Genomic DNA, 12,111 nt, shown 5'->3' with positions numbered 1-12,111 from the left:
TTCGGCGGCGCGCACGAATGCTCGCCCGCCGCGCACTGCCTCCCATCCGGACTTTAACCGTCGGTCCAGGAATTTCACCTGGTCAACCGGTCACTGGAGGTGACCGGGTCGCGGACTGTAACCGCCGGTTCGGACTTTCACCGACCCCGGAGTGCGCTGCTTCTTCTACAGGCCCAGTGTGCCATGCCTGATCCAGAGCCATACGGGTGAGTCGTGTGGAGTGGCTCACAGTGGGTGACCCGCCCCTCTCCGTGCGTGCTCCGCGTCCGCAACTCCCGCCGCGCCGCCCGGCCTTGAGATTGGTCCATACCTATTGACGCACTGGTCTAGTCCTCTCTAGGGTCTGCGCAACTTCCGTGGAGAGGAACCGACTGTGCTGTCCCCCACACGACACCCCTCACGTCACCGCGCGAGACCGGCCCTGCTCGGCGCCGCCGCGGCGGTCGCGGGTCTGCTGCTCGCCGGCCTCCCGGCGAGCGTGTCGCACGCCGCCGGCCAGGAGTCCTGCCGCCCCGACGGCCTCTACCGCACGCCCGGCGTCGACGTCCCCTACTGCTCGGTCTACGACGAGGCCGGCCGGGAGAAGATGGGCGCCGACCACCAGCGCCGCGTGATCGGCTACTTCACCGGCTGGCGGACCGGCAAGGACGGCACGCCGGCCTACCTGGCCCCGGACATCCCGTGGGACAAGGTCACCCACATCAACTACGCCTTCGCGCACGTGGACGGCGGAAACAAGCTGTCCGTCGGCGCGGACACCGCCGCCAACCCGGCGACCGGCATGACCTGGCCCGGCGTCGCGGGCGCCGAGATGGACCCGGCGCTGCCCTACAAGGGCCACTTCAACCTGCTCAACAAGTTCAAGAAGCAGCACCCGGACGTGAAGACGCTGATCTCGGTCGGCGGCTGGGCGGAGACCGGCGGCTACTTCGGCGCCGACGGCAAGCGCGTGGACTCGGGCGGCTTCTACTCGATGGCCACCAACGCCGACGGGTCGGTCAACCGGGCGGGCATCGACACGTTCGCCGACTCGGCGGTCGCCTTCGTACGGAAGTACGGCTTCAACGGCGTCGACATCGACTACGAGTACCCGACGACCATGAAGGACGCGGGCAACCCGCTCGACTGGTCGATCTCAAACGGCCGCCGGGCCGGTCTCGTCAAGGGCTACGCGGCCCTGATGAAGACGCTGCGCGAGCGGCTCGACCGCGCGGGCGCGGCGGACGGGAAGCACTACCTGCTGTCCGTGGCGGCGCCCTCCTCGGGCTACCTGCTGCGCGGCATGGAGACCTTCCAGGTCCAGAAGTACCTGGACTACGTCAACATCATGTCGTACGACCTGCACGGCGCCTGGAACGAGTACGTCGGCCCGAACGCCTCGCTGTTCGACGACGGCAAGGACGCCGAACTCGCCGCCGCGGGCGTGTACTCCACGTCCCAGTACGGCGGCATCGGCTACCTGAACACCGACTGGTCCTACCACTACTTCCGCGGTTCGATGCCGGCCGGCCGCATCAACATCGGACTCCCCTACTACACGCGGGGGTTCAAGAACGTCACCGGCGGCACGGACGGGCTGTGGGGCAGGGCGCCCGCGACCACGTGTCCGGCCGGCTCGGGCCTGACCAAGTGCGGCGACGGCGCCTCCGGCATCGACAACCTCTGGCACGACCTGGACACCAACGGCAAGGAGTCGCCCGCCGGTTCCAACCCGATGTGGCACGCCAAGAACCTGGAGAAGGGCGTCGTCGGGGACTACGTCACCAAGTACGGCTTCCCGGCCGACACCCGGCTGACCGGCACCTACGCCCGCAAGTACGACGCCACGCTGGTCGCGCCCTGGCTGTGGAACGCCGAGAAGAAGGTGTTCCTGTCCACCGAGGACGAGCAGTCCGTGAACGCCAAGGCCGACTACGTCGTGGACCGCGGCATCGGCGGCACGATGGTGTGGGAGCTGGCCGGCGACTACCGGTGGAACGCGGCCAAGGGGCAGTACGAGCCCGGCTCGACGCTGACCACGGCGATGTACGAGAAGTTCAAGTCGGCGACGCCGTACGGCGCGAAGCGCACCACGGTCGACCTGCCCACGGAGGCGCTCGACATCGGCGTGGACTTCGGGCAGTTCCCGCTCGGCGACTCCAACTACCCGATCAGCCCCAAGCTGAGGATCACCAACAACACGAAGACCACGCTGCCCGGCGGCACCGAGTTCCGCTTCGACTACGGCACGTCGGCGCCCGGCAACGCCAAGGACCAGTCCGGCTGGGGCACTTCGGTGATCCGCAGCGACCACACCGGCGGCAACGTGGGCGGTCTGAAGGGCGACTACCACCGCGTCTCGCTGAAGCTGCCGGCCTGGCAGTCGCTGGCGCCCGGGGCCTCGGCGGAGCTGGACTTCGTGTACTACCTGCCGGTGTCGACGCCGTCGAACTGGACGGTGACGTTCGGCGGGAAGACGTACGCGCTGGCCGGTGACCTGGCGCGCGGCACGACCGTGGTCGAACCGGGCGGCGGCACCGGCGGGCCGTCGCCGAGCCCGACGCCCACCGACGGCACCGGCACGTGCGCGGACCCGGCGTGGACGGCCACGAAGGAGTACACGGGCGGCAGCGTCGTCTCCCACAAGGGGCACACGTTCAAGGCCCGCTGGTGGACGAAGGGCGAGGAGCCCGGGACCACCGGCGAGTGGGGCGTGTGGCAGGACCTCGGGGCCTGCTGACCCCGGTACCGGACCGGCCCGGCGGCGGTGACGAAGGCCCTTGCCCGCCGCCGGGCCTCACCACGCACGCCCCCGGTGGTTGTCACATTCACCGGGGGCTACTCGGTCTCCATTGGCGAAGGGCGCTCCACTCGGGGAGCGCCCCGGCGTCCGAAGGGGCTGAACAGCATGACGACCATCCTGGTGACCGGTGGCTCCGGAACCCTCGGCCGGCACGTGACCGAGCGGTTGCGCGCGGACGGGCACGAGGTGCGTGTCCTCAGCCGGCACTCCGAGCCGTACGCCGTCGACCTGCGGGAGGGTGGCGACGGGCTCGACGCGGCCGTGGCGGGCGTCGACACCGTCGTGCACTGCGCGAGCAGTCCGCGCGGCGGGGACGAGGAGGCGGCCGGGCATCTGCTGGCGGCGGCGCGGCGGGCGGGCGTCGGCCATCTCGTCTACATCTCGATCGTCGGCGTCGACCGGGTGCCGTTCGGCTACTACAAGACCAAGATGGCCGTCGAGAAGCTGGTCGAGGAGTCGGGGATCGGCTGGACGGTGCTGCGCACGACCCAGTTCCACGACCTGCTCGTGCAGCTGTTCGGCGGGCTGTCGAAGGCGCCGGTCATGGTGCTGCCCGCCGGGGTGCGGGACCAGCCCGTGGAGGTCACGGAGGTCGCCGGGCGGCTGGCGGAGCTGGCGCTGGGCGCGCCGGCGGGGCGGGTGGAGGACATGGGCGGGCCCGAGGTGCGGTCACTGGAGTCCCTGGCCCGCGCCTATCTCGCGGCGACCGGGCGGCGCCGGGCCGTGGTGAACATGCCGCTGGCGGGCCAGGCCTACCGCGCCTTCCGCGCGGGCGGCCACCTCGCGCCGCAGCGGGCGGTGGGCAAGGGAACGTTCGAGGAGTACCTGGCGACACGGTTCGGCGCGGCGGGACGAGGCTGAGCGGACCGGGCCGGGCCGTCGCACGGGGCCCGGCCCGCACGTCCTCACGCCGTCGCGGGGTCGGGCGAGCAGGACAGGCGCGGGGGCCGGCCCCTGGCGACCGCCCGCGCGAACCACCGCCGGCCGGCGCGGGTACGGCTCCGCGGCCCCGAGCCCTGTCGACCCGGACCCGGACGGCGCCCGCGACGCGGCGTCGTCCGGGTCCGGGCCGGCAGTTCCGTGTTCAGCGCCGTGGTGCCGGAGGGAACAGTGCGTCCTGGGCGTGGTCCCGGGCCGTGAGGAGGGCGCCGCGCAGGACCGCTCCGCCGCCGAGGGTGGTGGGGCGTACCTCCGTGGGCAGGGGTGACATCCGGGTCAGGCGCGTGCGGACCCGGTCGGCCAAAGCCTCGCCGCCCGCGCGGCCGACCTCTCCCGCGAGTACCACGCAGCCGGGGTCCAGGACGGACACCACGGCCGCGGCGCCGAGCACGACCCGGTCGGCGAGGGTGTCGAGGAAGCGTTCGGCGGCCGGGTCCGTGTCGGCGTGCTCGACGGCCGCCCGGACCAGCGCGGCGGCGTGCGGCTCGTGCGGGGCGGGCTCGGCCGAGACCCCGTGCTCGGCGGCGAGGGCGGTGACCGCCGCCGCGCCGGCCAGCGAGTGGAAGCCGCCGCCGCAGTCGGTGGCCGACGGCAGCCCGGTCGTCCCCGGCACGGGCAGGAAGCCGATCTCGCCCGCGCCGCCGGACCGGCCCCGGCGCAGCGTGCCGTCGAGGACGACGGCGGCGCCGACGCCCATGCCCAGCCACAGCAGGACGAACGTGTCCCGGTCCCGGGCGGCGCCGTCGCGCTGTTCGGCGAGGGCGGCGAGGTTGGTCTCGTTCTCGACGCTGACGCGGGCCTCGGGAAGGCGTTCCTGGAGGGCGGCCACCAGGCGGCGGTGCCACTGGGGCAGCCCGCTGGAGTCGCGCAGTTCGCCGACGGCCGGGTCGATCAGGCCGGGCGCGCCGATGCCGAGGGTGTGCAGCCGGTCGGCCCCGGCCTCCTTGGCGACGCGTTCGACGAGGGCGACGGCCTGTTCCACGGCGGGCTCCGTCCCGGTGGTGCCGTCGATCGGCAGGGCCCCCTCGGCGAGCACCCGGCCGAGCAGGTCGGACACGGCCACGGCGACGCCCTCGGTGCGGACGTCGAGGGCGGCGAGGTGGGCGCGGTCGGCGACGATGCCGTACAGCTTGGCGTTGGGGCCGCGGCGCTGTTCGCCCGTCTCGCCGACCACGGCGATCAGGCCGGAGGCGGTGAGGCGTTCGACGAGGTCGGCGACGGACGGCCGGGACAGGCCGGTGAGCTGCTTCAGCTGCCCCGCCGTCAACGGGCCCTCCTGCTGCAGCAGGCGCAGGGCGAGCCGGTCGTTGATGGCCCGGGCGGTGCTCGGGGATGCGGGCATGCCGGGATCCTTCCAGACGGGCGGCGCGGGCGGGCCGGGCGCCACCGGAAACCCACTATCTATCAGGCAGGGTTCCTGATAATTTACGGCGTCGAAGGCGGGACGGTACACCGGGAGGGGCCGAGAATGGGCGATGTGGTCTACGGACAGCGCGAGGTGAGGCGGGCGCGGTACGCCGTGGCCGCCGTGTTCGCCGCGCACGGCGCCGTCACCGGTTCGTTCGCCACGCGCGTGCCGTGGATCCAGGACCACGCCGGGGTGAGCGCGGGCCAGCTGGGGCTGGCGCTGGCCTTCCCCGCGCTCGGCGCGTCCGTGGCGATGCCGCTCGCGGGCAGCATCAGTCACCGCTTCGGCGCCCGCAACGCGCTGCGCGGGCTGATGGCCCTGTGGACGCTGTCGCTGGTCCTGCCCTCCCTCGCCCCGAACCTGCTCACGCTGTGCCTGGCGCTGTTCACGTTCGGCGCCACGGCCGGCATGGCGGACGTGGCGATGAACGCGCTCGGCGTCGAGGTCGAGAACCGGCTCGGCCGGTCGATCATGTCCGGGCTGCACGGCATGTGGAGCGCGGGCGCGCTGGTCGGGTCGGCGGCGGGCACGCTCGCCGCGCACCTGGGCGCCGACGCCCGGCTCCACCACCTGCTGGCGGCGGCCGTGCTGACGGTGCTCGGCGTGGCCGCGTGCACCTGGGTGCTGGACCTCCAGCCCGCCGAGGACGAGGCCGCCCCGCCGCGCTTCGCGCTGCCGCCGAGGTCGGCGCTGCTGATCGGCGCGGTCGGGTTCTGCGCCGTGTTCGCCGAGGGCGCGAGCCTGGACTGGTCGGCGGTCTACCTGCGCGACCAACTGGAGGCCTCGCCGGGTCTGGCGGCGGCGTGCACCACCGGCTTCACGCTCACCATGGCGGTGGCCCGGATCGCGGGCGACAAGGTCGTGGACCGGTTCGGGGCGGTGCGCACGGTCCGGTCCAGCGGTGTCCTCGCCGGGCTCGGCGGGCTGCTCGTCGTGGTGGCGGGCCATCCGGCGGTGGCGATGGCCGGGTTCGCGCTGATGGGTCTCGGCATCGCGGTGGTCGTGCCCCTGTGCTTCGCGGCGGCGGGCCGCAGCGGCCCCAGCCCCAGTCAGGCCATCGCGGGCGTCGCCACCATCACGTACACCTCGGGCCTGGTGGCGCCGAGCGCGATCGGCGGTCTGGCCGAGGCCACCAGCCTCGTGGTGTCGTTCGGTCTGGTGACGCTGCTGGCGTGCGGGCTCGTGGTGTTCGCGGGCGTGCTGCGCGGCGCGGACCGCGAGCGGCCCAGGGCCGGTTGCGAAAGTCCCGTCGTCCGCCCGTAGGGCGGGCCCCGCGGCGTCCGGTGCGTGCGATCGCAAGGCGGAGGGTCGCCCGCGTACTGGGCGTACGCGGGCGACCCGACAACGCCGCGAGCGTGCGTGCTGGGCGCCGCGGGGCAGGCGGGACTTTCGCAACCGGTCCTGGGATCAGTCCGCCGGGCGCAGCAGTTCCCGGCCCGCGGCCCTGAACTCCTCGCTCCACGGCGCCGGGCGCAGCGTCCCGGCGTCGAGCCGCACCAGCACCCGGCTGCCGCGCGCGTAGGTCACCGCCCCGTCCGCCGAGCAGAATCGGAAGCCGTAGGTGAGGCCGGTGGTGCCGAGCCGCTCCAGCCAGAGGTGGACGGCGTAGGCGCCGGGCCTGGTGACCGGGGCCTCGTAGCTGACGCGGAGTTCCTTGACCGCGTTGCAGGCGTCGCCGGCCGCGGCCCAGTCGCCCTCGAAGCGGAAGCCGTGGTCCTGCCACAGCTCGGCCCAGGCCCGCTCGACCATCAGCGGGTAGCGGGCGTTGTGCAGCAGTCCGAGCGCGTCCAGGTCGTCGAAGTGGACGGTGACGGGGACCAGCCGTCCGTACGGCAGGTCTGCGGCGTACGGCAGGTCGGGGGCGGTCGGGGCTTCGGCGGTCACGGGCGGTGCTCCTGGACGTGCGGGGTGAGTGCTGAGTGCGCGCCAGGTGAGTGCCGGATACACCGACATCGGCGCGCCGCCCATACTAAGTGGACGCTCAGGTGTGCGAATCACCGTCCGGCGCCCCTCACAATGGACCGGACCTGCACGTACGACGAAAGCGACACCTGACATGGATCTCGGCGTCCGCTGGAAACTGCACGGCGACGGACGCACTCCGGCGCCCGGGGCGGTGGTCCGCCCCGACGAGCGGCTCTCCTGGCCCCGCACCGTGGGGCTCGGCGCCCAGCACGTGGTGGCCATGTTCGGCGCGAGCTTCGTGGCGCCGGTCCTGATGGGCCTCGACCCGAACCTCGCGATCATGATGTCGGGCGTCGCGACCGTCGTGTTCCTGCTGGCGACGCGCGGCAGGGTGCCCAGCTACCTGGGCTGTTCGCTGTCCTTCGTCGGCGTGGCCGCGGTGATCCGCGCCCAGGGCGGCACGAGTGCCACGGTGACCGGCGCGGTCTTCGTCGTCGGCGTCGCGCTGTTCCTCGTCGGGCTCGCGGTGCAGCGGTTCGGGGCCCGGATCATCCACGCCGTGATGCCGCCCGTGGTCACGGGCGCGGTCGTGATGCTGATCGGTTTCAACCTGGCGCCCGTGACGGCCTCCACGTACTGGCCGCAGGACCAGTGGACGGCCCTGCTGGTCATGCTGTTCACCGGTCTCGCCGTGGTCTGCCTGCGCGGCTTCTGGTCCCGCATCGCGATCTTCCTCGGCCTGATCTTCGGCTACGGCGTCTCCTGGGCGTTCGACCAGGTCTTCGGCAAGATCCACTCGGTGGACGGCAGCGGCAAGCTCACCGACCACTGGCGGCTCGACCTGTCCGCCGTGGGCCGGGCCGACTGGATCGGGCTGCCCGACCTGCACGGCCCGTCGTTCGAGTGGTCGGCGATCCTCGTCGCGCTGCCCGTGGTCATCGCCCTGGTCGCCGAGAACGCCGGGCACGTCAAGGCGGTCGGCGAGATGACCGGCGACGACCTGGACGGCAAGCTGGGCACGGCGATCTCCGCGGACGGCGTCGGCTCGATGCTGTCCACCGCGCTGGGCGGCCCGCCCAACACCACGTACTCCGAGAACATCGGCGTGATGGCCGCGACCCGCGTGTACTCGACGGCCGCGTACTGGACCGCCGCCGGCTTCGCGCTGCTGTTCGGCCTGTGCCCGAAGTTCGGCGCGGTCGTCGCCGCGATCCCCGGCGGGGTGCTCGGCGGCATCACCGTCATCCTGTACGGCATGATCGGCCTGCTCGGCGCGCAGATCTGGATCAACGCCGGGGTCGACCTGCGCAATCCGCTGAACCTGGTGCCGGCCGCCGCGGGCATCATCATCGGCGTCGGCAACGTCACGATGGAGTTCACCGACACCTTCTCGCTGAGCGGCATCGCGCTGGGCACCGTCGTGGTCATCACCGGCTACCACGCCCTGCGCGCCTTCGCGCCGGCCCATCTGAAGACGCAGGAGCCGCTCCTGGACGAGGGCACGTCGTCGTACGACGACGGGGACGCCCGGCGGGCCGGTTCATAACCCCGGGTACGGCGTGCTGCGGGCCGGGCGCGTTCCCCCGTTCCGGGGAAGCGTCCGGCCCGCCGTCACCGCGGCCCCCGCGAAGCTGCGACTCTGCCCCCATGGCGCATAGCGAACAACTCACCGCCGCCGTTGCCGTGGACGCCGTCGACCCGGTCGTCTCCCGGATGCGCGACCTCGACGCGACGCTGCCGGCCGGGGACGGCGTCGCCGTCTTCAACCGCGTCTACCTGGCCGTCACGGAGGCCGTCGACCGGCGCATCGACGCCGGGATGTTCGCGGATCCGCGTGCCGCGGCGACGCTGGACGTGCGGTTCGCGCGGCGTTATTTCGACGCGGTCGACGCCGCTGCGCAGGGCCGCCGCCCGCCGGCCTGCTGGCGTCCCCTGTTCCAGTTCCGCCGCCATCCCGGCGTACGCCCACTGCAGTTCGCGCTGGCGGGTGTCAACGCGCACATCGGTCACGACCTCGCGCTCGCCGTCGTGGACGCCTGCCGTGCGCTCGGCTGCGGACCGGCCGATCTGGAGGACGAGTTCGACCAGGTGGGCGAGCTGCTCGTGGCCCTGGAGGAACGCGTCCGCGAGGAGCTGATGCCGGGCCCCGACCTGCTCCGGATCGCCGACCCGCTCACGCACCTGCTCGGAGCCTGGAGCCTGGAGCGGGCCCGGGACGCCGCCTGGGCGGCGGCCCGGGCCCTGTGGGCGCTGCGCGGACTGCCCGACGTCGCCGGGGAGTTCACCGAGCGGCTGGACGCGGCGGTGGGCTTCGCCGGCCGCATGATGCTCACGCCGCTGCCGGACTGAGCCCCGGATCCCGCCGCCCGGCGTCAGTCCTCGGGCAGTTCCACGGGCGCGATCTCGTCGTAGACGTCGCCCGGGCCCGGGTTGGTCGGGTCGGTCGTGCCGCCCAGGTGGTGCATGACGCCCCACACCGCGTTCAGCGCGGTCTGCACGGCGCCCTCGGCCCAGCCGGCCGTCCACGAGATGTCGTCGCCGGCCAGGAAGATGCCGCGCTTGTCCTCGGGCAGCCGGTCCTGCATGAAGTGCGTGAACAGGCGCCGCTGGTAGCGGTAGTGGCCCGGCAGGTTGGCCTTGAACGCGCCCATGAAGTAGGGCTCGTTCTCCCAGGACACGGTCACCGGGCTGCCGATGATGTGCTTCCTGATGTCGACCTTCGGGTAGATCTCGCCGAGCGACTTCAGCATGACCTCCATCCGCTCGTTCGCGGACAGCGGCAGCCACTTCAGGCTGTCGTCGCACCAGGTGTAGGAGAGGCAGATGACGGCCGGCTTGTCCGGGCCGTCGTCCAGCAGGTACGTCCCGCGCGTCATGCGGTCGGTGAGCGTCATCGACATGACGTCCCGGCCGGTCTCCTCGTCCTTGTCCAGCCAGAACGGCCGGTCCACGGGCACGAACAGCTTCGAGCTCTCCATGTAGTGGGTGCGCTCGATGGCGGTCCAGTGGTCGATCGGGAACAGCGAGTCGTCGCAGGCGATCTTCGACAGCAGCATCCAGGACTGCGCGGTGAAGATCGCCGCCCGGAAGGTGCGGATGTCCCCGTGCGCGTCGGTCACCGTGATGTGGTTGCCGGCGGTGCGGTGCAGCCGGGTCACGGCCGGGCGCGGCTCGCCGTCCACGTGCAGGGTCTTCAGCGAGGTGCCGTAGGGCCAGTGCACGATCTTCTCGGGCTCGCGCTCCCACAGGCGCAGCGGCAGCTGCTGGGAGCCTCCGACGATGCCGCGGTGGTGGTCGTCGGCCTCGGTGTAGACGACGCGCAGGATTTCGAGGATCGAGTTGGGGAAGTCCGTGTCCCACCCGCCCGTGCCGAAGCCGACCTGGCCGAAGATCTCGCGGTGCCGGAAGGACTTGAAGGCCTCGGAGTCGCAGAGGAAGCCGTAGAAGGTCTGGTTGTCGAGCTTCTCGACGAGCTTCGCCCAGATCTCGCGGATGCGCGGCACGTCCCGCTCGCGCATGGCCTGGTTCATGTCGGAGAAGTCGGCGCCCTCTTCGAGGCACTTGTTCCAGGCGGCGGCGACGTCCCGGTAGACCTGCGGCAGGTCGTCGATGGTCTCGGCGTAGTGCGACTCGCCCTTGAGGTCGACGACCGTCGACGGCGTCGCCTCGGCGAGCGGGTTCGGGAAGGGGCGGGTCTGAAGGCCGACGAGGTCGATGTAGTGCTGGAGGGCGGTGGAGGACGGCGGGAAGCGCATCGCGCCCATCTCGGCGGTCAGCGCCGGGTCGCAGCCGTCGAAGCCGACGGTGCGCAGCCGCCCGCCGATCCGGTCCGCCTCGTAGACGACGGGCTTGAGGCCCATCTTCATCAGCTCGTAGGCGGCGACGATGCCGGACAGGCCGCCGCCGATCACCGCGACCTCGGTGCCGTGCTCGGTGGCGGGTATCTGGCCGAGGCCCGCCGGGTGGGCGAGGAAGTCGTCGTAGGCGTACGGGAAGTCCGGGCCGAACATGGTGATCGGCGGCTGCTGCTCGTCGGCGTGCTCGACGGCGTTGGGCACCGTGGACGTCATGGGGTACGGACTCCTTGCGCGATGAACTACGGGGGAAGCTGGTGGGGAGGGGTCAGACCAGGGACCCGTACAGGCCCGGGCGGCGGTCCTTCAGATACGGGTTCGCCTCGCGGCAGGCGGCGAGGAGGACGGGGTCGGCGTCGGCGAGGACGAGTTCCTCGGTGCGCCCGGCCCGGGCGCGGGCCACCCCGTCGGGTCCGGCCATGGTGGTCAGCCCGACGAACTCGAACTCGCCCTCCTGGCCGACCCGGTTGACGTACGCGACGTACATCTGGCTCTCGAAGGCGCGCACCGGCACGACGGACTCGGCGACGAACTGGTACGGGTGCAGCTGGGCCGTCGGCACCAGCAGGAGGTCGGTGCCGGCCAGGGCGTGGGCGCGGACGTTCTCCGGGAACTCCACGTCGTAGCAGATCAGCAGGCCGACGGTGAGGCCGTTCAGCTCGGCCTGGACGACCTGCTGGTCGCCGGGGGTGAAGTGGTCGCGCTCGAAGCAGCCGTAGAGGTGCGTCTTGCGGTAGTTCGCGAGGCGGGTGCCGTCGGCGGAGATCAGCTGGGCCGCGTTGTAGACCGTGTCGCCGTCGCGCTCCGGGTAGCCGTAGGTGACGGCGACGCCGTGCCGGGTGGCGATCTCCGCGACGGCGTCGGCGCAGTCGCCGTCGGCCGGCTCGGCGAGGCGGGCGATGTCGTCGCCGATGGCGTAGCCGGTGAGGAACAGCTCCGGGACCACGAGCAGTCCGGCCCGCGCGGCGGCGGCACGCTCGGCGGCCTCGTCGAGGACCTTCAGGTTCCCGGCGGTGGAGCCGGGCCGTCCGGAGCTCTGGAGCAGGGCGGTGCGCATGCGTGTTCCTCACCGGGCGAAAGGGTGGCTGCGGGGGCCCGCACGGATGGTTGAAGGGGCCACGTAGGACGGTACGGGCGGCTGACCAGGGGGGACAAGAAGGAGCCGTTGCGCGCCTGTGGACGGTTCGTTGCGTGCTTCCTGGGGTCGGCGGCGATTCGTTGCG

9 protein-coding genes and 1 riboswitch are annotated in these 12,111 nt (G+C 72.4%); of the genes, 5 read left to right on the top strand and 4 right to left on the bottom strand.

Annotated elements, in window-relative coordinates:
• Nucleotides 1–28: 28 nt before the first annotated feature.
• A riboswitch (FMN riboswitch) is annotated at nt 29–159 on the bottom strand.
• A 214-nt stretch (nt 160–373) separates the two neighbouring features.
• Together ACZ7D7_RS24295 and ACZ7D7_RS24290 are read left to right on the top strand one after the other, a co-directional pair.
• The gene (locus ACZ7D7_RS24295) at nt 374–2,719 is read left to right on the top strand and encodes a chitinase C-terminal domain-containing protein (RefSeq protein ID WP_470826913.1); all 2,346 of its coding nucleotides are present in this window, start codon (nt 374–376) and stop codon (nt 2,717–2,719) included.
• Nucleotides 2,720–2,887: 168 nt separating this feature from the next.
• Nucleotides 2,888–3,643 carry an SDR family oxidoreductase gene (locus tag ACZ7D7_RS24290; RefSeq protein WP_470826912.1) on the top strand — a complete coding sequence of 252 codons (756 nt, stop codon included), beginning with the start codon at nt 2,888–2,890 and terminating at the stop codon, nt 3,641–3,643.
• A 223-nt stretch (nt 3,644–3,866) separates the two neighbouring features.
• On the opposite strand, the gene ACZ7D7_RS24285 is transcribed toward ACZ7D7_RS24290, so the two are convergent.
• A complete protein-coding gene (locus tag ACZ7D7_RS24285) occupies nt 3,867–5,063 on the bottom strand; it encodes an ROK family transcriptional regulator (RefSeq protein ID WP_470826910.1) in 1,197 nt (398 codons plus the stop codon).
• Nucleotides 5,064–5,189: 126 nt separating this feature from the next.
• Here ACZ7D7_RS24285 and ACZ7D7_RS24280 point away from each other — a divergent pair, with 126 nt between their 5' ends.
• Nucleotides 5,190–6,392, top strand: coding sequence for an MFS transporter (locus ACZ7D7_RS24280; protein ID WP_470826909.1), 1,203 nt, complete (start codon nt 5,190–5,192; stop codon nt 6,390–6,392).
• Nucleotides 6,393–6,536: 144 nt separating this feature from the next.
• Here ACZ7D7_RS24280 and ACZ7D7_RS24275 read toward each other — a convergent pair whose 3' ends face one another.
• Complete coding sequence (locus ACZ7D7_RS24275) at nt 6,537–7,013, bottom strand: acyl-CoA thioesterase (RefSeq protein ID WP_470826907.1); 477 nt, start codon at nt 7,011–7,013, stop codon at nt 6,537–6,539.
• Between the two features lie 172 nt (nt 7,014–7,185).
• Between ACZ7D7_RS24275 and ACZ7D7_RS24270 the strand changes: the two genes are divergently transcribed.
• Both ACZ7D7_RS24270 and ACZ7D7_RS24265 read left to right on the top strand, forming a co-directional pair.
• Nucleotides 7,186–8,580, top strand: coding sequence for a uracil-xanthine permease family protein (locus ACZ7D7_RS24270; protein ID WP_470826906.1), 1,395 nt, complete (start codon nt 7,186–7,188; stop codon nt 8,578–8,580).
• Nucleotides 8,581–8,681: 101 nt separating this feature from the next.
• Entirely contained in the window at nt 8,682–9,383 is a 702-nt protein-coding gene (locus ACZ7D7_RS24265) for a DUF5995 family protein (RefSeq protein WP_470826905.1), read from the top strand.
• 23 nt (nt 9,384–9,406) lie between these two features.
• Here the strand turns inward: ACZ7D7_RS24265 and ACZ7D7_RS24260 are convergent, their stop codons facing one another.
• Both ACZ7D7_RS24260 and ACZ7D7_RS24255 read right to left on the bottom strand, forming a co-directional pair.
• Complete coding sequence (locus ACZ7D7_RS24260) at nt 9,407–11,104, bottom strand: flavin monoamine oxidase family protein (protein WP_470826904.1); 1,698 nt, start codon at nt 11,102–11,104, stop codon at nt 9,407–9,409.
• Nucleotides 11,105–11,156: 52 nt separating this feature from the next.
• On the bottom strand, nt 11,157–11,945 hold the full coding sequence (locus ACZ7D7_RS24255) for a carbon-nitrogen hydrolase family protein (RefSeq protein WP_470826903.1): 789 nt from the start codon (nt 11,943–11,945) through the stop codon (nt 11,157–11,159).
• Between the last annotated feature and the right edge of the window lie 166 nt (nt 11,946–12,111).

This window comes from Streptomyces sp. NPDC037054 (genome assembly GCF_055606745.1).
The sequence above is the reverse complement of the archived record's forward strand: the minus strand, read 5'-3'. Positions and strand labels throughout refer to the sequence as shown.